Consider the following 18,196-nt stretch of genomic DNA (forward strand, 5'->3'; position numbering starts at 1 on the left):
CGGAGAGCCACATGGCCCATTACTTCATTGACCGTCCCGTTTTTGCATGGGTGGTCGCAATCATCATCATGCTCGCCGGTGGTCTTGCGGTGCTCAGATTACCCGTCTCGATGTATCCGGACGTGGCGCCACCCAGCGTGGAGGTGACTGCGATCTACCCCGGCGGCTCGGCCAGCGTGATCGAGCAATCGGTGACGCAGGTCATCGAACAACAGCTCAAGGGCATAGACGGCCTGTTGTACTTCTCCTCGCAGAGCTATTCCTATGCAGGCTACGCGACGATCTCGCTGGTCTTCGAGAACGGCACCGACCCGGATATCGCCCAGGTGCAGGTGCAGAACAAAGTGCAGCAGGCCATGCCCTCCCTGCCCTTGGAGGTGCAGCAACAGGGCGTGACGGTCAGCAAGTCCGGCGGCGGCTACCTGCATATCATCGGCTTCGTATCGGAAGATGGCAGCATGGACGCGCACGATATCGATGATTACATCGGTTCATCGGTGGCGGATGTGCTCAGTCGGGTGCCCGGTGTCGGCGGCATTCGTGAGTTCGGTGGGAAGTATGCGCTGCGCATCTGGCTGGACCCGCACAAACTGCACGCGTATGGTCTTGCGGTCGACGAGGTTGTCACCGCCATCCGCGCGCAGAATGCCCAGGTCAGCCTGGGGGCGCTGGGCGGTGCACCTGCCCGCAGCGGCCAGCAACTCACTGCGACCATCCAGGCGCAGTCGCGACTGCAGACTCCCGAGGAATTCAGCGCGATCATCCTGCGCGGTGAACAGGACGGCGGGCAGCTGCTGCTGGGTGACGTGGCGCGGATCGAGCTGGGTGCGGAAAGCTACGATTTCGCGAACCGCTACAACGGCCAGCCAGCGGGCGGAATCGGGGTGACGCTTGCCACGGGTGCCAATGCACTGCAGACGGCGGCGGCTATCAAGGTGGCACTGGCAGAACTGCAGCCGCATTTCCCCCCGGGGCTCAAGGCGGTCATGCCCTATGACGCCACGCCGTTCGTGCGCGTGTCGATCAAGGGCGTGGTCAAGACCCTGGTTGAAGCCATCGTGCTGGTGTTCGTGGTGATGTATCTGTTCCTGCAGAACCTTCGCGCTACCCTGATACCGACCATTGCGGTGCCGGTGGTGCTGCTGGGCACCTTCGGCGTGCTGTCGCTGCTGGGTTTTTCCATCAACATGCTGACCATGTTCGCGATGGTGCTGGCGATCGGCCTGCTGGTCGACGATGCCATCGTCGTGGTGGAGAACGTCGAGCGCATCATGGCCGAAGAAGGCTTGTCGCCGCTTGAGGCGACGCGGAAGTCCATGAGCCAGATCACCGGTGCGCTGGTGGGTATCGGCCTGGTGCTGTCGGCGGTGTTCGTGCCGATGGCCTTCATGAGCGGTGCGACGGGCGTGATCTATCGGCAGTTCTCCGCCACGGTCGTATCGGCGGTGGCGTTGTCGGTACTGGTCGCCCTGGTGCTGACCCCCGCGTTGTGTGCCACCCTGCTCAAGCCGCTGGAGAAGGGCGGCCAGCATGTCGCGCAGACGGGGTGGGCCGGTCGCATCTTTAGTGGCTTCAACCGCCGATTCGACCGTTCCAGCGAATCCTACCAGCGCGGCGTGAGGGGCATCATCGTGCGGCCGTGGCGCTTCATGGGCATTTTCGGCGTGCTGGTGCTGGCCATGGCGCTACTGTTCCTGCGTCTGCCAAGTGCCTTCCTTCCCAACGAAGATCAGGGCTCGCTCATGCTGACGATGCAGGGACCCGTTGGTGCGACCACCGGTCGCATGCAACAGGTCGTGGAAGCGGTTGAAGCCCATTTCCTGACCAACGAAGCGGCCGTGGTGGAGGCCATCTTTGCCGTGCAGGGCTACAGCTATGCGGGCATGGGGCAGAACATGGCGCTGGCCTTCGTGCAGTTGAAGGACTGGAAACAGCGGTCGGGCCAGGATAGCGCCGCGCAGATCGCGGCGCGTGCGGGGAAAGCCATGGCCGGCATCCAGGGAGCGGAAATCCATGTATTTTCGCCATCGCCGATTCCTGCGCTGGGTACCGCCGAAGGCTTTGCGTTCTTTCTGGAAGACCGCGCAGGCCTCGGCCATGACGCGCTGATGTCGGCGCGCAACGAGCTGCTGCTGAACGCCAGGGCGAGCCCCCTTCTGGCGAACATGCGCGCCAACGGACAGGAAGACATGCCCTTGTTGCAGGTGGACGTGGACGCAGGCAAGGCACACGCGCAAGGGCTGTCGCTGGATGCGGTCAACGGGACGCTGGCCGCGGCATGGGGAAGCCGATACATCGACGATTTCAGTGACCGCGGCCGCGTGAAACGGGTCTATCTGCAGGGTGACGTCCAATTCCGGATGAATCCGGAAGACTTCCAGCAGTGGTCCGTACGCAACAGAGAGGGCCGCATGGTGCCGTTCAGTGCGTTCGCCACGCAACGATGGGCGCAGGGATCGCCGCGCCTGGAACGCTATAACGGCGTGTCAGCGGTGGAAATCCAGGGGCAGGCAGCTCCCGGTGCGGCGTCCAGCACGGCCATGGCGGAAATTGAAGCCATCGCCTCGCGCCTGCCGCCGGGGTTCACCGTGGCATGGACCGGCAGCGCCTATCAGCAGCGGCAGGTCGGCGCGCAGGCGCCGCTGCTGTATATCTTGTCGCTGCTGATCGTGTTCCTTTGCCTGGCCGCGCTGTATGAAAGCTGGAGCGTGCCGACGTCGGTGCTGCTGGTGGCGCCACTGGGCATCCTGGGTGCGGTGCTGGCCAACACGCTGATGGGTCTGGAGCGCGACGTCTACTTCCAGGTGGCGATGCTGACCACGGTGGGCCTGACATCGAAGAACGCGATCCTGATCGTGGAGTTCGCCAAGGAAAACCTGGAGAAGGGGGCGGGGCTGATCGAAGCCACGATGCGTGCAGTACGTGACCGCCTGCGCCCGATCATCATGACCTCGCTGGCGTTCGGGCTGGGCGTGTTGCCGCTGGCCATCGCCTCGGGTGCGGGTTCCGGTGCGCAGCGCGCCATCGGTACCGGCGTGCTGGGCGGGATGATCGTCGGCACGCTGCTGGGCGTGTTCTTCATCCCGTTGTTCTTCGTGCTGGTGCAGCGCCTGTTCAACCGCAGGTGGCAGGCCCATCCGGCAGGGGCGGGTGAATGAGGTCCGGCTTAGTACCGGAAAGCCACGTGGATCAGCCTCCCTTCTCCTGCTCGTCGTTGCGGCACGCGCGCACGCGTTGCAGCGCATCGCCCGCTTCGCGCGCCATCCGCTCGTACTCCTTTCGGATCTCTTCCAGCCGCTCCTCGTCCAGCTCTTCCAGGTCCAGCAGCTGCTTGTTGGCGTGCGCGGTCACGCGGATGAGTTCGTCCAGTTTGATCTGCATCGCAGCCGTATCGGCGTTCTGCGTGTGCTGGATCAGGAACACCATCAGGAAGGTGATGATGGTGGTGCCGGTGTTGATCACCAGCTGCCAGGTGTCATTGAAATCGAACAAGGGGCCGGTGATGCCCCAGATCACCACTACCGATACAGCAGCGATGAACGTCCAGGGCGTGCCCGTGGCGTAGGCGGTGCGCTTGGCAACGGTGTTGAAAACAGACTTCAGGCTCATGCCCGATGAATACGCCGAGGGATGTGCACGTCGCGTCGATTCGCGGCGTGCCTGGCGCGCCGATCATTGCGCGGCGCTACCGTGGGTACTTCAGGCAATCAGCCGTGGCCGGTCGGCGCTCTGGATCATGCTGGACACGTACACGTGGTCCCAGACCTGTTCGATGAACGCGCGTGCCTGCGCTTCGGTCAGCCGCGGCATGATCTGGAGTGCGTACTGGGTCTGGAACGCTTCCTCGCGTTGCTCGTTGCTGGCGCGCGGGTGGGTGATCAGCGAATCGCAGGCGAACTTTATCCAGGGGACGAAGTGGCCGAAAGAGCCGGGCCCCATGGCGCCGTCGGCATGCCGTTGGCGCCAGTAATTCAGCTCTGCCTCCACGTCGATGACCGGAGGGACATTGGGTGCATCTGCGCGCATGGGCTCTGACTTCTTATAAATGATGGCGGGGGGAGCTCCGATCATCGCTATCAGTCAGTGCACGCAGCGTCATCGCTGCGTGCAATCAGCGTGGCGCAGTCGTTTTCCACGCCCCACACGCGCGTGTTCAGGCAGTTCTGCCTACCGCCGCGCTGAAGAATTCAGGAAAGCTCACTCGCCGATGTCTTCGTTCCAGATCTCCGGGTGACGCTCGATGAAGTTGCCGAGCAGGTCCACGCACTCCTGGTTGTCCAGGTCGATGACGTTCACCCCGCTCTCCCGCAGCCAGTCGATACCGCCCTGGAAGGTACGTGATTCCCCCACCACCACGGTGCCGATGTTGAACTGCCGTACCAGCCCGCTGCAGTACCAGCAGGGGGCCAGCGTGGTGACCATGATGGTGTTCCTGTAGCCGCGCTGGCGACCGGCCTTGCGGAACGCATCGGTCTCACCGTGCACGGACGGGTCGCCTTCCTGCACGCGGCGATTGTGGCCACAACCGAGCAAGCGCCCGTCGTTGTGGTAGAGCGCCGCGCCGATCGGCACGCCGCCCTCTGCCAGCCCTTGGCGGGCCTCGGCGATGGCGGTCTGCAGCAGGGCCTGGTAGTCGGGCGTGGTGATCATGTGGGTCTCCGTGAAGTCAGGTGGCCATGATACGGGCAGGGGGTGCCGCCGGCCTCGCGCGGTGCGATAATCAGCCCATGAGCGAATCCCCCTACAAGTCCGGAACTACCCATTTCGGCTTCCGTGATGTCGATGCAAAGGACAAGCAGAAGCTGGTCGGCCAGGTCTTCACCTCGGTCGCGCGCAACTACGACCTGATGAACGACCTGATGAGCCTGGGCGTGCACCGGGTGTGGAAGCGCTACTACGTGGCCACCGCGCAGGTGAAGCCGGGTGATCGCGTGCTCGATCTTGCCGGTGGTACCGGTGATATCGCCGCCCTGCTGAAAGAGCGGGTGGGTGCCGAGGGCGCCGTCGTGGTGGGCGACATCAACGCTGGCATGCTGTCGGTCGGCCGCGACCGCCTGACCAACCGCGGCCTGGTGGCCGGGTTGGATTACGTGCAGTGCAACGCCGAAGCGCTGCCGTTTCCGGATGCCAGCTTCGACCTGGTGACCATTGCCTTCGGCCTGCGCAACGTGACCGACAAGGACGCTGCGCTGCGCGAGATGCATCGCGTGCTGAAGGTGGGCGGGCAGGCGCGCGTGCTGGAGTTTTCCGAAGTCACGCTGGACTGGTTCAAGCCGATCTACGATTTCCATTCGTTCAAGGTGCTGCCGAAGCTGGGCCGCCTGTTCGCGCGCGATTCGGATAGTTACCAGTACCTGGCCGAGAGCATCCGCAAGCACCCGCCGCAGGAAGAACTGAAGGCGATGATGGGCGAGGCCGGCTTCGAGCGCTGCCATTACAAGAACCTGTCGGCTGGCATCGTCTCCATCCATTCAGGCTACAAGCTGTAAGCGGGTAGCGCCGAGCCATGCTCGGCGTCAGGGATTCGCCGAGCATGGCTATGCCGGTCATCCTGACCGGCACCCTCCGGGCCGTCGCGAGCGACGTTGGTAGCGGCTCCTGCCGCTGCCTTCGGCGCTACCAGGGGCGGTTCGGGGGTAAAATCCCGGTTTACCCCTGAAACGGTCTCGATTCATGCGTACCCCGTTCCTGCTCATTCCGCTGGCCGTGGCGCTTGCCGCCGGCTGCTCCCAGGAGCCTGCAGCCCCCGCTGCCACGGCCCCGACCGCCCAGAAGGCGCCCGCTGCTCCCGTGAAGGCCGAAAACCGCAGCCACGATGAAAGTTCCTATGCCGAGCCGGACAAGGTCGTCATCAAGGACATCGCGCTGGACCTGAAGCTGGACTTCGACGCCAAGCAGATCGGCGGCACCGCGACCTACACCCTGGAGTGGAAGAACAAGGACGCCAGGCAGCTGGTGCTGGACACCCGCGAGCTCGACGTGGCCAAGGTGGAAGCGATCGCCGCCGACGGTGCGCGCAGCGCGCTGCCCTTCGTGCTGGCGCCAGTGGACAAGGTATTCGGCAGCAAGCTGACCATTGAAGCGCCGGCCCAGCCGACCAAGGTCGAGATCAGCTACCACACGGCACCTACCGCCTCGGGCCTGCAGTGGCTGGAGCCGTCGATGACCGAAGGCAAGCAGCTCCCCTTCATGTTCAGCCAGTCGCAGGCGATCCACGCCCGTTCCTGGGTGCCGCTGCAGGACACGCCGAGCGTGCGTTTCACCTACAGTGCGCATGTCACCAGCCGCCCGGACGTGATGGTGCTGATGAGCGCCGACAACGATCCCAAGGCCGCGCGTGATGGCGACTATACCTTCAAGATGCCGCAGCCGATCCCGTCCTACCTGCTGGCCATCGCGGCGGGTGACCTGGTCTTCGAGCCGATCTCCGGCCGCTCCGGCGTGTGGGCCGAACCGACCATGGTCGGCAAGGCCGCCAAGGAATTCGAAGACACCGAGAAGATGATCGGTGCGGCTGAAAAGCTGTACGGCGAGTACCGTTGGGGCCGCTACGACATGCTGGTGCTGCCGCCGTCGTTCCCGTTCGGTGGCATGGAGAACCCGCGCCTGACCTTCGCCACGCCGACCGTGATCGTTGGTGACAAGTCGCTGGTCTCGCTGGTCGCCCACGAACTGGCGCACAGCTGGTCGGGCAACCTGGTGACCAATGCCAGCTGGAAGGACATCTGGCTCAACGAAGGCTTCACCACCTACGTGCAGGGTCGCATCACCGAAGCGCTGTACGGCAAGGAAATGGCTGAGATGGAGCGCCAGATCGACCAGACCGACCTGCTGGCCGAAGTGAAGGACATGAGCCCGGCCGACCAGGCGCTGGCGTTGCCGCCACTGAACGAACGTGACCCGGACGAGGCGCTGAGCCAGGTCGCCTACGTGAAGGGCTCCTGGTTCCTGGAGTTCCTGGAACAGCGCTTCGGCCGTGAAGTGTTCGATCCCTTCCTGCGCGGCTGGTTCAACGACCATGCCTTCCAGAGCGCGAACACCGATCAGTTCGTCGAGTACCTGAAGAAGAACCTGCTGCCGAAGAACCCGAGCGCGGTGACCGAGGCCGAGCTGACCGCATGGCTGGAGCAGCCGGGCATTCCGGCGTTCGCCGCCAAGGCGCAGTCACGCAACTTCAGTAACGTGGACACTGCGCGCATCGCCTGGGAAGGCACCGGCAAGCTGCCGACCAACCAGTTGACCGCCGAGTGGAGTACCCAGGAGTGGGTGCGCTTCATCGACGGCCTGGGCGCCACGCAGCCGCTGGACAAGCTGGCCGCGCTGGATCGGGTGTTCAAGTTCACCGGTACGCCGAATGGTGAAATCGCCATGCGCTGGTACCCGCTGGCCATCCGCAGTGGTTACGCGGAGGCCACGCCGGCGGCCGCCGAGTTCATCGAGCGGGTCGGCCGTCGCAAGCTGATCATGCCGATCTACGCTGAACTGGTGAAGACGCCGGAAGGCCTGGAAGTAGCCAGGGCGGCGTTCGAAAAGGCCAAGCCGGGCTACCACCCGATCACCACCGGTTCGGTGCAAAACATGCTGTCCAAGGCCGAAGCCAACTAGGCCGGACGCGCGCTGCGGTAGTGACGGCCGCTGGCCGTCATGCCGTCGGCCCTGGTGGGTGACGACCGTTGGTCGTCACGCGGTGCAATTTGCCGCTGCGCTCGCCGAGCATGGCTCGGCGCTACCTCCGTGCCCGCGACGTCACGCCGTTGCGCGCAGCGCCAGGAACATATCCACGCAGTCTTCCATCAGCCGCTGCTGCGCCTCCGGCGACAGCGGCGCCTGGCCCATCGTCACCTGCGGCCAGAACGCGAACGCCTTCAGCATGCCCTGCAGTTGATGCGCCGCTTCGGCAGGCGTGGTGTCCGCGCGCAGCCGGCCATCGGCCTGCGCTGCACGTATCCACGTCGCCAGTCCTTCTTCCTTTTCCGCCAGCTTGTCCATCATCGCCCGTGCCCGCTCGGGGGCATGCACGAGCTCGGCAATCGCCACCCGCGACAGGTCGATGAAGCTGGCATCGGACATCAGGCGCATCTTCTGCCGGGTGAACCTCAACAACTGCTCCCGCAGTGGCTGCGACGCGGCGTAGGCCACCGCCTCCACCGCTTGGCTGGCTTCCCACAACTGCCACAGGATGGCGGTGAACAATTCGTCCTTGCTGGCGAAATGGTTGTACACCGTACGCTTTGACACCCCCGCAACAGCGGCAATGCGGTCCATGCTGGTCGCCGCGAAACCAAAACTGCGGAACTCGGCAACAGCGGCGGCCAGGATCGCCGCGCGCTTGCGATCGGTCAGGCGGGTAGGGCGGGTATCGGCACTCATCGGATTATTTTACACCGTTCAGTTTACTTTCCATGAAATGGAAGTAGACTCGCCAGTGTACTTTTCAGGGCACGCCCGAATGATCCGCCGCCTGCCGCGCTTCCTCCTTCTATCTACGGTGTTGATCGCCATGACCCTTGGCCTGCTGACCTGCGGTGCACGTCCCGCCGCTTCCTACGAACAGTCGCCGCAGTTCCACGATGGACGCTTCCACAATCCGGCCGGCAAGTCGTCGCTGGGCTTCATCGGCACGCTGGACGTGCTGTGGCGCTTCATGGTGGACAAGCCGAAGGACGCCACCCCGCCTGCCCCGATCCCGGTGCAGCCGCTGACCCGCCAGGCGCTGCTGGATGCGCCGGATCACAGCCTGTGGCGGCTGGGCCACTCGACGATGCTGATGAAGCTGGACGGCCATTTCTGGCTGACCGACCCGGTGTTCGCCGAGCGTGCCTCGCCGATGTCTTTCATGGGCCCGAAGCGCTTCCACGCCCCGCCGTTGAGCATCGACGAACTGCCGTCCATCACCGGCGTGATCATCTCCCACGACCACTACGATCATCTGGACCACGCGGCCATCCTCGCGCTCGCGCCGAAGGTGCAGCACTTCGTCACCGCGCTCGGCGTGGGTGATCGTCTGATCGGGTGGGGCGTGCCGGCGGCGAAGGTGGTGCAGTTGGACTGGTGGCAGGACACCCGCGTGGAAGGCCTGAAGATCGTCGCGACCCCAGCCCAGCATTTTTCCGGGCGCACCCTGGCCGACGGCAACCGCACGCTGTGGGCCTCGTGGGTGATCGACACCGGGCATACCCGCATCTTCTTCAGCGGTGACACTGGCTACTTCGATGGCTTTGCCCGCATCGGCGAGCGCTACGGCCCGTTCGACCTGACCATGATCGAGACCGGCGCCTACGATGCGCAGTGGCCAGACGTGCACATGCAGCCCGAGCAGAGCCTGCAGGCCCACTTGGACGTACGTGGAGCGGCGATGATGCCCATCCATAACGGCACCTTCGACCTGGCCCTGCATCCATGGACCGAGCCCTTCGAGCGCATCACCGCGCTGGCGGCGGAACGCGGCGTCACCCTGACCGCCCCGCAGATGGGCGAACGGCTGGATATCGGCGCCCCCGCGCCCTCCATGCACTGGTGGCGCCAGGTGGGCGAAGGCGCGGCCCCTTCCCGGTAATGAGCGTGCGTGGTGGTGGGTGACCGTTGGTCGTCACGCTCTTGGCAGGTACTGTATAGCCACGCCAACACCCCGGAATCCGCGATGAAACACCTGATCCTCGCCGCTGCCTGCGCATTGTCCCTGGCTGCCTGCAGCGATCCCGAAGCCGAACGCCAGGCGCAGCAGGCGGCCGAAGCGGCCGCGCAGGCGCAGAAGGAAGCCAAGGCCGACGAGGTTGCCCGGCAGTACGACACCGCCGTCGCGGCCAAGGACTGGGAGCGTGCACGCATGCATGGCGGCTCGCTGCTGGACATCTACAAGGGGACCGCAGCGGCAGCGCGGATCGAACCGGGCTTCGCCGACGTCAAGGTCAAGTCGGACCAGGCGCGCAACCTGCGCCGCATGCAGGGCCTGTGGCAGTACAACCAGATCCCGGTCGGCACCAAGGGCACCCAGCGCTCTGCTTCGATATACGGCAAGGAGCGCGTGGACGTTGACGGCAGCGGTCCCAAGCCGGTGCAGCTGGTGTTCCGCGACCATCCGCAGTGGAAACAGCACGCCTATCTGGTGCTGCAGGCAGGCGATTTCCGCTGCCCTGGCGGCTGCCGGGTGCAGGTGAGCGTGGACGGCGGCAAGCCGCGCGCGATGGCCGCATGGCGCCCGGACACCGACGAAGCGATCGCGATGTTCATCACCGACCACGCGGCGCTGTGGAAGCTGGCGCGGCAGGCACAGGCGATCAGCATCGAGTTTCCGGTCAAGGCTGGTGGCACGCGCACCGTGGTGTTCGAAACCGGCGGCGTGGATGCCAGCCAGATGCCATGGAAATGAGTGCGCGCGCGGTGCCGGCTGCACAGCCGGGGCTGGACGGACTGCGCCACTGGGTATTCGACATGGACGGCACGCTCACCGTCGCGGTGCACGATTTCCTGGCCATCAAGCGCGCGCTGGACATCGCCGTGGACGAGGACATCATCGCCCACCTGGTGGCGCTGCCGGCCGATGAAGCACGTGCCAAACGCGCGTGGCTGTTCGAGCATGAGCGCTCGCTGGCCGAGGCCGCCGTAGCGGCGGAGGGCGCCGTGGATCTGCTGCGCGCGCTGGCCGGGCAGGGAAGCAGGCTGGGCATCCTGACGCGCAACGACCACGCGGTGGCCAGGCTGACCCTGGATGCGATCGGCCTGGGCGATCTTTTCCAGGATGCGGACATCATCGGCCGCGACGAGGTCGCCCCGAAGCCGGCACCGGATGGTCTGCATTATTTCCTGCAGCGGTGGGACATCGCCGCTGCGCAGGCGGTGATGGTGGGTGACCATCGGATGGACCTGGCCGCAGGGCGTGCCGCCGGCACGCATACCGTGCTGGTCAATACGCCGGGTGATCCGTGGCCCGGCATGGCCGACTGGCGCTTCGCCGATTGCCGCGCGCTGCACGCCTCGCTGGAGATGTGACCCGGTAGCGCCGAGCCATGCTCGGCGAGCGCAGCGGCGCTCCGGACATTCCGCCGAGCATGGCTCGGCGCCATCGCGTGCCGCAGGTCAGACGTTCAGTGCGTAACCGAACTGCTGCTTGAACTGTTCGTTGAACTCATCGAAGGTGAAACGCTGGTTCTGGGTGCCTGGGTGTTCCACCTTCAGCGCGCCCATCAGGTTGCCCATGCGGCCGATGGTCAGCCAGTCGAAGCCTTTCTGGATGCCGTAGATCAGGCCAGCGCGGAACGCATCGCCACAGCCGGTCGGGTCGACCACGCGGCGCTCGTGCGCCGGCGGAATGTCGTAGCTCTTCTCCGGGGTGTGGATGACCGCACCCTTCGGACCGCGGGTGGTGATGTAGGCCTGCACCCGGCTGACGATTTCCTTCTCGTCCCAGCCGGTGCGCTCCTGCAGCAGGTTGGACTCGTAGTCGTTGACCACCACGTAGTCGGCCTGTTCGATGAAGGTGCGCAGCTCCGGGCCGTTGAACAGCGGCATCGCCTGGCCGGGATCGAAGATGAAGGGCACGCCGTCTTCGTGGAATTCCAGTGCGTTCTGGATCATGCCTTCGCGGCCATCCGGACCGACCAGGCCAAGGGTCACGCCGGGTACGTCGCGCACATGGTTTTCATACGAGCGCATCATCGCCCCGGGATGGAAGGCGGTGATCTGGTTGTTGTCGTGGTCGGTGGTGATGAAGGCCTGCGGGGTGAACAGCTCTTCGATCACGCGCACGCGCGACAGGTCGATGCCCAGTGCATCGAAATGCTCGCGGTACGGGCCGAAATCGGTGCCCACCGTGCCCATCGGGATCGGGTGGCCGCCCAGCAGGTGCAGGTTGTAGGCGATGTTGCCGGCGCAGCCGCCGAACTCGCGACGCATGCGCGGCACCAGGAACGAGACGTTCAGGATGTGCACTTTGTCCGGCAGGATGTGGTTCTTGAACTGGTCCGGGAACACCATGATGGTGTCAAAGGCAAGAGAACCACAGATCAAAGCGGACATCGATGTAAGCCTATGCGGGAATGAGTGGAGTGCTGGCCGCGGCGGTGGGCAAGCAAACGGCGCCCATGGGCGCCCGACGGCGCAAAGGTTACCGGCTGGAGCCGCCGAAGGGTAGCGCCGGGCGGTCGGCGGCGGGCCTGCCGCCGCTTCGATGGCGTGCCGTGCGCTCGCCGGGCACGGCGTGGTGCCAACCGTGGGCGGGCGGGGTGCCCAACCTGTACCAATCGCGCCGAAAGCTAGTGAATACGCGGGTCCGGCTGGAAATATCCTTGCCCGCAGGGGGGCGGGTTGTTAGGCTTGTCTGTCTAAATTTTGCCCACGATTCCCCATTCCAGGCCGGAATTGCGCACCCCTCAGGATCACCACCTCGATGTTGAAGAAACTCCGCGGCATGTTCTCCAATGACCTGTCCATCGACCTGGGCACGGCCAACACCCTCATCTATGTGCGCGGACAGGGGATCGTGCTGAACGAGCCGTCCGTGGTTGCCGTGCGCCAGGACCGCGCCATCGGTGGCACCCGCTCGGTGGCTGCCGTCGGCGCCGAAGCCAAGCAGATGCTCGGCCGTACCCCCGGCCACATCACCACCATCCGCCCGATGAAGGACGGCGTCATCGCCGATTTCACCTACACCGAGGCGATGCTGAAGCACTTCATCAAGAAGGTGCACAAGTCGCGCTTCCTGCGCCCGAGCCCGCGCGTGCTGGTCTGCGTGCCGGCCGGCTCGACCCAGGTGGAGCGCCGCGCGATCAAGGAATCGGCCGAAGAGGCCGGTGCGCGCGATGTGTTCCTGATCGAAGAGCCGATGGCCGCGGCAATCGGTGCCGGCATGCCGGTGACCGAAGCGCGTGGGTCGATGGTCATCGATATCGGCGGCGGCACCACCGAAGTGGCGGTGATCTCGCTCAACGGCATCGTCTATTCGGCTTCGGTGCGCATCGGCGGTGACCGCTTCGACGAATCCATCACCAACTACGTGCGCCGCAACCACGGCATGCTGATCGGTGAAGCCACCGCCGAGCGGATCAAGGTGGAGCTGGGCTGCGCCTACCCGCAGGCGCAGGTGATCGAGATGGAAATCTCCGGCCGCAACCTCGCCGAGGGCGTGCCGAAGATGATCAAGATCACCTCCAACGAGGTGCTCGAAGCCCTGCACGAGCCGCTGTCCGGCATCGTCAGCGCGGTCAAGCTGGCGCTGGAACAGACCCCACCGGAACTGTGCGCCGACGTCGCCGAGCGCGGCATCGTGCTCACCGGTGGTGGCGCGCTGCTGCGTGACATGGATCGCCTGATCTCCGAAGAAACCGGCCTGCACGTGCAGGTGGCCGACGATCCGCTGACCTGCGTGGCCCGCGGTGGCGGTCGTGCGCTGGAGCTGGTGGACATGCACGGCAACGAGTTCTTTGCGCCGGAGTAAGTCTCCCCGGCATTACGTCAGCGCCGCGCCCTTCCGGGGTGCGGCCCGCCTTCGCGGCGGGCCGGCACCGGCAGGGCGCCGTCGTGTTTCCCATTTGATTCCTAGCTGAAGCTGCATCGTGCCGCCCTACGCCGGACCCCCCATTGCTTCCCGCTCCGGCGATGCCGCCAGCCCGCTGCGGCTGCTGGCTTACCTGGTGCTGGCGATCACCCTGATCGTGCTGGACGACCAGGCCGGCTGGCTTGCGCGCCTGCGTGACCAGGCCAGCGTGCTGGTGCAGCCGGCCTGGAATCTGGCCGGCCTGCCCGGGCGCCTGGGCAACCAGGTGCGTGACAACGCGGCCAGCCATGGCCAACTGGTGGCCGAGAACCGCCAGCTGCGCAACAACCTGCTGATCGCCAATGCGCGGCTGACCCGCCTGCAGACCGCAGCGCTGGACAACGCGCAGCTGCGCGAACTGTTGAACGTGGCCGAGCGCAGCGGGCTGGACGTGCAGTTGGCGCCGATCCTGGATATCGACCTGGACCCGGTGAAGCAGCGCCTGGTGCTGGCTGCCGGCAGCCGCGAAGGCGTGCACGTGGGCCAGGCGGTGATCGATGCCGGCGGGCTGATGGGGCAGGTGATCAGCGTGACCGCCAGTACCTCCACCGTGCTGCTGCTGACCGACCCGGACCATGCGGTGCCGGTGACGGTGGCGCGCAACGGCGTGCGCCTGATCGTCTACGGGCGTGGCGATACGCTTGAGCTGCGCGATATTCCGCTGAGTGCGGGCGTGGAAGTAGGCGATGAGATCGTCACCTCCGGGCTGGGCGGGCGCTTCCCGGTCGGTTTCCCGGTGGGCAGCATCGCCGCGCTGCGCCCCGATGACACCCATGCCTTCCTGGTGGGTGAGCTGAAGCCCGCCGCGGCGCTGGATCGCGGCCGTGACGTGCTGCTGCTGCGGCCGGGTTCGCCGATCCGGATCCCGCCGGAACCTGCGGCGCAGACCCGTGACGACCAACGGTCGTCACCCACCGGGGCAGCTGGTGCTCCGGTAGCGCTGAGCCATGCTCGGCGGGAACCCACCGAAGCTTCCACCACCGAGGTGCGACCGTGAGCCGCCTGCGTGACAACCGCTGGGTGCTGCCGCTCAGCCTGGTGGTGGCGTTGCTGCTGGGGCTGCTGCCGCTGCCGGCGCTGCTGCAGCCGCTGCGCCCCTACTGGCTGGCGTTGGTGTTGGCGTACTGGGTGATCGAAGCCCCCGACCGGGTAGGCTTGGGCGTGGCGTTCGCCAGTGGGGTGATCGCCGATTTCCTGTACGGCGGCGTGCTCGGCGAACAGGCGCTGCGGCTGGTGATCATGGCCTTCATCCTGCAGCGCTTCCGCGCCCGCATCCGCTTCTTCCCGATGTCCCAGCAGATCCTCGCCATCGGCGGCCTGCTGTTCAACGACCGCATCGTCAGTGCCGTGGTGCACGTTGTGGTGGGCGAACCCACCCTGCCGTGGGCCTACTGGTGGGCACCGCTGCTGGGCATGGCGCTGTGGCCGCTGGTGTTCGTGCTGCTGGATGCAGTGCGCTTCGGACGGCGCGGACGCTGACATGAGCTCGCGCCGCGCGGTCAAGAATCCGCATGCCGAGGCCGAGCAGTTCCGCCGTCGCGCGGCACTGGGGTTCCTCGGCGTGCTGCTGTGCCTGGGCGGGCTGGGCGGCTGGTATTTCAAGCTGCAGGTGATGGACCACGAGATCTACGCCACGCGCTCGGAAGCCAACCGCATCAAGCCGCGTCCGGTGGTGCCCGGCCGCGGCATGATCTACGACCGCAACGGCCGCCTGCTGGCCGAGAACGTGCCCGCGTTCCGCCTGGACGTCACCCCGGACAAGGTCAAGGACATGGACGCCACCCTGGCCGGGCTGGCGAAGATCTTCCCGCTCAGCGAGGAAGAGATCGAGGCCTTCAACCGATCGCGCAAGGCGCGTCGCAGCTTCCTGCCGGTCACCTTGAAACTACGCGTCAGCGAAGAGGAGATGGCACGCTTCGCGGTGGATCGCTGGCGTTTCCCGGGCGTCGAGCTGGAGCCCTACCTGACCCGTCGCTATCCCTTCGGCGATCTGTTCGCGCATGTCATCGGCTATGTCGGCCGGGTGGATGACAAGGACCTGGAGATGCTGGGCGAGGGCAACGCGGCCCTGACCCACATCGGCAAATCCGGGCTGGAGCGCTACTACGAACAACAACTGCGCGGCCGGGTCGGCTACGAGCAGGTGGAAACCAACGTGCAGGGCCGCGCGATCCGCACCGTCGGCCGGGTGGCGGCGCAGTCCGGCACCGACCTGAAGCTGTCCATCGACGCCGACCTGCAGCGCGCGATGGTGGCTGCCTTCGGCGTGCAGGAAGGCGCGGCGGTGGCGATGGACCCGCGCACCGGTGAAGTGTTGGCCATGGTCAGCCTGCCTTCGTATGACGCCAATCTGTTCGTCAACGGCATCTCGCACGCGGATTTCCGCGCGCTCAACGACAACCCCTCGCGGCCGCAGTTCAACCGGCTGGTGCTCGGTGGCGTGGCGCCGGGTTCGACGCTGAAGCCGCTGATCGGCCTGGCCGGGCTGGATGCCGGGGTGCGCAAGCCCGAGGACAAGGTACTTTCCACCGGCATGTTCTACCTGCCCGGTACCAGCCGTGGGTGGGGCGATGCGCACCGTGGCGGCCATGGTTGGACCGACCTGCGCAAATCCATCGCCCAGTCGGTCAATACGTATTACTACCGGTTGGCGCTGGACCTGGGGATCGAGCGCTTCGACCACTACATGGAGTACTACGGCTTCGGCAAGCCGACCGGTATCGACCTGACCGGCGAGATCGGCGGCATCCTGCCTTCGCCGGCGTACAAGGCCAAGACCCGCAAGGAGCGCTGGTACCCCGGCGACACGGTGAACGTGAGCATCGGCCAGGGCGACTGGAAAGTGACGCCGCTGCAACTGGTGCGCGGCGTCAGTGGCATCGCCAGCGGACAGCTGCGCACGCCGCACCTGGTGATGCAGCAGCGCGCCGGCTTCGACAGCGACTGGGCCATGACGCCGGCAAGCGGAACCAAGCCACTCAGCCCCAACCCGAACAACGTGCAGGCGGTGCGCGAAGGCATGATGGCGACCATGCAGCCGGGCGGCAGCGGCGCGCGCATGGCCGCCGGGGCACCGTATGTGATGGCCGGCAAGACCGGCACCGCGCAGGTGATCAGCCGCAAGGGCACTGCAGCCGTCGATCCGCGCAGCCTGCCGCTGCACCTGCGCCATCGTTCGCTGTTCGTCGGTTTCGCGCCGGCCGACAACCCGGTCATCGCCATCGCGGTGGCGGTGGAGGGTGGCGGCTACGGCGGCTCGGCGGCCGCTCCGATCGCGCGCAAGGTTTTCGATGCGTGGCTGCTGGGCAAGATGCCCGAGGGCGTGCTGCCGCTGGACGTGGAGCGCGGCAGCGTGGCCTTCGGTCCTACCGCCTTCGACAACGAAGACAGCAGCGCCCGCGCCAATGGCGATGCCGCGGCGATGGAAGCCGGCGAACTGCCGGTGCAGGTGGGGCCGCCGGTCGCCGAGCCCGCCACCCTGGCAGCGCCGATCCATGATCGGCGGATGCCCTCCCCGGAGCCCGCCCGATGAAGGACTTCCTGCGCTGGGCCGGCGACATGCTGGTGCGCTTCTTCAGCACCCTGGACTGGATGCTGTGCGCGGCGCTCGGCGCGTTGATGCTGATCGGCCTGGCCACGCTGAAGAGCGCCGGGGGCGATGGCCTGGTATACGCCCAGGGTGCGCGTTTCGCGGTCGGTCTGGCCGCGATGTGGGGCATTTCGCGGGTGCCGATCCTGCGCATCCGCTCGGCCACGCCGATGATCTACGCCATTTCGATGATCCCGCTGCTGGCGGTGTTCGCCATCGGTACCGGCAAGTACGGGCGGCAATGGCTGGACCTCAAGCTGTTCTACCTGCAGCCGGCCGAGTTGTTGAAGGTCAGCCTGCCGATGATGGTGGCCTGGTACCTGCATCGCATGCCGCTGCCGCCACGCTTCACCACCGTGCTGGTCAGCATGCTGATCATCGGCGCGCCCACCGCCGCGGTGATGCTGCAGCCGGACTTCGGTACCGGCGTGCTGATCGCCGCCAGCGGGGTGTTCGTGCTGCTGCTGGCCGGCCTGCCCTGGTGGTGGGTGGGGCTGGGCGTGGGCGGCGTGGCCGCAATCGCGCCAGTGGCCTGGTTCTGGTTGCTGATGCCGTACCAGAAGGATCGCATCATGATGTTCCTGGACCCGGAAATGGATGCGCTGGGGGCCGGCTGGAACATCATCCAGTCCAAGATCGCGATCGGATCCGGTGGGCTGGACGGCAAGGGCTGGGGGCAGGGCTCACAGTCGCACCTGAACTTCATCCCCGAGCAGACGACGGACTTCGCATTTTCGGTGCTGAGCGAAGAGTTCGGCTGGATCGGCGTGGCGCTGGTGCTGGCCCTCTACCTGGTGGTCATCGGCCGCTGCCTGTGGATCGCCAGTCAGTCGCGCGATTCCTATTCGCGCCTGCTCGCCGGCGCCACCGGCCTGGCATTCTTCGTCTATGTGCTGGTCAACGGCGGCATGATCTCCGGCCTGCTGCCGGTGGTGGGCGTGCCGATGCCGCTGATCAGCTACGGCGGCACCTCGGCAGTGTCGTTGCTGGCCGGCTTCGGGTTGGTGATGGCCGTGCGCAGCCACAACCCCGTTCATGGTGGTTATCGATAGGGCCCGGTAGCGCAGAGCCATGCT

The 18,196-nt window shown here is 66.0% G+C and carries 16 protein-coding genes; 11 read left to right on the plus strand and 5 right to left on the minus strand.

The window, feature by feature from the left end:
- Positions 1–11: 11 nt before the first annotated feature.
- Positions 12–3,158, plus strand: coding sequence for an efflux RND transporter permease subunit (locus IFT63_RS00360; RefSeq protein WP_192082887.1), 3,147 nt, complete (start codon positions 12–14; stop codon positions 3,156–3,158).
- Positions 3,159–3,189: 31 nt separating this feature from the next.
- Here the strand turns inward: IFT63_RS00360 and IFT63_RS00365 are convergent, their stop codons facing one another.
- The 3 genes from IFT63_RS00365 to IFT63_RS00375 form a co-directional block, all read right to left on the minus strand.
- A complete protein-coding gene (locus IFT63_RS00365) occupies positions 3,190–3,609 on the minus strand; it encodes a low affinity iron permease family protein (protein WP_192082888.1) in 420 nt (139 codons plus the stop codon).
- A gap of 90 nt (positions 3,610–3,699) precedes the next feature.
- Positions 3,700–4,026 (minus strand): hypothetical protein, encoded by a 327-nt coding sequence (locus tag IFT63_RS00370; RefSeq protein WP_042615015.1) that lies wholly within the window; start codon positions 4,024–4,026, stop codon positions 3,700–3,702.
- 171 nt (positions 4,027–4,197) lie between these two features.
- Positions 4,198–4,650 (minus strand): nucleoside deaminase, encoded by a 453-nt coding sequence (locus tag IFT63_RS00375; protein ID WP_042615016.1) that lies wholly within the window; start codon positions 4,648–4,650, stop codon positions 4,198–4,200.
- A 77-nt stretch (positions 4,651–4,727) separates the two neighbouring features.
- Here IFT63_RS00375 and ubiE point away from each other — a divergent pair, with 77 nt between their 5' ends.
- Both ubiE and IFT63_RS00385 read left to right on the plus strand, forming a co-directional pair.
- A complete protein-coding gene (ubiE, locus tag IFT63_RS00380) occupies positions 4,728–5,489 on the plus strand; it encodes a bifunctional demethylmenaquinone methyltransferase/2-methoxy-6-polyprenyl-1,4-benzoquinol methylase UbiE (RefSeq protein ID WP_042615017.1) in 762 nt (253 codons plus the stop codon).
- 184 nt (positions 5,490–5,673) lie between these two features.
- Positions 5,674–7,605: a M1 family metallopeptidase gene (locus IFT63_RS00385; RefSeq protein ID WP_192082889.1), complete on the plus strand. Its 1,932-nt coding sequence runs from the start codon at positions 5,674–5,676 to the stop codon at positions 7,603–7,605.
- A 141-nt stretch (positions 7,606–7,746) separates the two neighbouring features.
- Here IFT63_RS00385 and IFT63_RS00390 read toward each other — a convergent pair whose 3' ends face one another.
- The gene (locus IFT63_RS00390; RefSeq protein ID WP_192082890.1) at positions 7,747–8,370 is read right to left on the minus strand and encodes a TetR/AcrR family transcriptional regulator; all 624 of its coding nucleotides are present in this window, start codon (positions 8,368–8,370) and stop codon (positions 7,747–7,749) included.
- Between the two features lie 130 nt (positions 8,371–8,500).
- Here IFT63_RS00390 and IFT63_RS00395 point away from each other — a divergent pair, with 130 nt between their 5' ends.
- The 3 genes from IFT63_RS00395 to IFT63_RS00405 all read left to right on the plus strand — a co-directional run bounded on the left by IFT63_RS00395 (position 8,501) and on the right by IFT63_RS00405 (position 10,989).
- A complete protein-coding gene (locus tag IFT63_RS00395) occupies positions 8,501–9,556 on the plus strand; it encodes an MBL fold metallo-hydrolase (protein ID WP_197974249.1) in 1,056 nt (351 codons plus the stop codon).
- Positions 9,557–9,640: 84 nt separating this feature from the next.
- Positions 9,641–10,369 carry a hypothetical protein gene (locus IFT63_RS00400; protein ID WP_192082892.1) on the plus strand — a complete coding sequence of 243 codons (729 nt, stop codon included), beginning with the start codon at positions 9,641–9,643 and terminating at the stop codon, positions 10,367–10,369.
- On the plus strand, positions 10,366–10,989 hold the full coding sequence (locus IFT63_RS00405) for an HAD family hydrolase (RefSeq protein WP_042615021.1): 624 nt from the start codon (positions 10,366–10,368) through the stop codon (positions 10,987–10,989). Before IFT63_RS00400 ends, IFT63_RS00405 begins: the two co-directional genes overlap by 4 nt.
- Before the next feature lie 87 nt (positions 10,990–11,076).
- Here IFT63_RS00405 and IFT63_RS00410 read toward each other — a convergent pair whose 3' ends face one another.
- Complete coding sequence (locus IFT63_RS00410; RefSeq protein WP_042615022.1) at positions 11,077–12,015, minus strand: carbohydrate kinase family protein; 939 nt, start codon at positions 12,013–12,015, stop codon at positions 11,077–11,079.
- A 370-nt stretch (positions 12,016–12,385) separates the two neighbouring features.
- On the opposite strand from IFT63_RS00410, the gene IFT63_RS00415 reads away from it, so the two are divergent.
- The 5 genes from IFT63_RS00415 (at position 12,386) to rodA (ending at position 18,172) form a co-directional block, all read left to right on the plus strand.
- The gene (locus IFT63_RS00415; RefSeq protein WP_057509333.1) at positions 12,386–13,432 is read left to right on the plus strand and encodes a rod shape-determining protein; all 1,047 of its coding nucleotides are present in this window, start codon (positions 12,386–12,388) and stop codon (positions 13,430–13,432) included.
- A 118-nt stretch (positions 13,433–13,550) separates the two neighbouring features.
- On the plus strand, positions 13,551–14,528 hold the full coding sequence (mreC, locus tag IFT63_RS00420; protein ID WP_042615452.1) for a rod shape-determining protein MreC: 978 nt from the start codon (positions 13,551–13,553) through the stop codon (positions 14,526–14,528).
- Positions 14,525–15,010, plus strand: a complete 486-nt coding sequence (mreD, locus tag IFT63_RS00425) for a rod shape-determining protein MreD (protein ID WP_042615453.1) — start codon at positions 14,525–14,527, stop codon at positions 15,008–15,010. The genes mreC and mreD overlap by 4 nt, the downstream gene beginning before the upstream one ends.
- A gap of 1 nt (position 15,011) precedes the next feature.
- On the plus strand, positions 15,012–17,063 hold the full coding sequence (mrdA, locus tag IFT63_RS00430; RefSeq protein WP_042615454.1) for a penicillin-binding protein 2: 2,052 nt from the start codon (positions 15,012–15,014) through the stop codon (positions 17,061–17,063).
- Positions 17,060–18,172 carry a rod shape-determining protein RodA gene (rodA, locus tag IFT63_RS00435; RefSeq protein WP_192082893.1) on the plus strand — a complete coding sequence of 371 codons (1,113 nt, stop codon included), beginning with the start codon at positions 17,060–17,062 and terminating at the stop codon, positions 18,170–18,172. The genes mrdA and rodA overlap by 4 nt, the downstream gene beginning before the upstream one ends.
- Positions 18,173–18,196: the final 24 nt, after the last annotated feature.

The organism is Stenotrophomonas sp. CFBP 13724, assembly GCF_014841975.1.
GTDB lineage: Bacteria > Pseudomonadota > Gammaproteobacteria > Xanthomonadales > Xanthomonadaceae > Stenotrophomonas > Stenotrophomonas lacuserhaii.

Bases quoted from the DNA above. Each gene is read 5' to 3' on its own strand.
- mrdA (WP_042615454.1), top strand. From the start codon at position 15,012: ATGAGCTCGCGCCGCGCGGTCAAGAATCCGCATGCCGAGGCCGAGCAG.
- IFT63_RS00415 (WP_057509333.1), top strand. From the start codon at position 12,386: ATGTTGAAGAAACTCCGCGGCATGTTCTCCAATGACCTGTCCATCGAC.
- IFT63_RS00390 (WP_192082890.1), bottom strand. From the start codon at position 8,370: ATGAGTGCCGATACCCGCCCTACCCGCCTGACCGATCGCAAGCGCGCG.
- IFT63_RS00385 (WP_192082889.1), top strand. From the start codon at position 5,674: ATGCGTACCCCGTTCCTGCTCATTCCGCTGGCCGTGGCGCTTGCCGCC.
- IFT63_RS00360 (WP_192082887.1), top strand. From the start codon at position 12: ATGGCCCATTACTTCATTGACCGTCCCGTTTTTGCATGGGTGGTCGCA.
- IFT63_RS00375 (WP_042615016.1), bottom strand. From the start codon at position 4,650: ATGATCACCACGCCCGACTACCAGGCCCTGCTGCAGACCGCCATCGCC.
- IFT63_RS00405 (WP_042615021.1), top strand. From the start codon at position 10,366: ATGAGTGCGCGCGCGGTGCCGGCTGCACAGCCGGGGCTGGACGGACTG.
- IFT63_RS00395 (WP_197974249.1), top strand. From the start codon at position 8,501: ATGACCCTTGGCCTGCTGACCTGCGGTGCACGTCCCGCCGCTTCCTAC.
- IFT63_RS00410 (WP_042615022.1), bottom strand. From the start codon at position 12,015: ATGTCCGCTTTGATCTGTGGTTCTCTTGCCTTTGACACCATCATGGTG.
- rodA (WP_192082893.1), top strand. From the start codon at position 17,060: ATGAAGGACTTCCTGCGCTGGGCCGGCGACATGCTGGTGCGCTTCTTC.
- IFT63_RS00365 (WP_192082888.1), bottom strand. From the start codon at position 3,609: ATGAGCCTGAAGTCTGTTTTCAACACCGTTGCCAAGCGCACCGCCTAC.
- ubiE (WP_042615017.1), top strand. From the start codon at position 4,728: ATGAGCGAATCCCCCTACAAGTCCGGAACTACCCATTTCGGCTTCCGT.
- IFT63_RS00400 (WP_192082892.1), top strand. From the start codon at position 9,641: ATGAAACACCTGATCCTCGCCGCTGCCTGCGCATTGTCCCTGGCTGCC.
- IFT63_RS00370 (WP_042615015.1), bottom strand. From the start codon at position 4,026: ATGCGCGCAGATGCACCCAATGTCCCTCCGGTCATCGACGTGGAGGCA.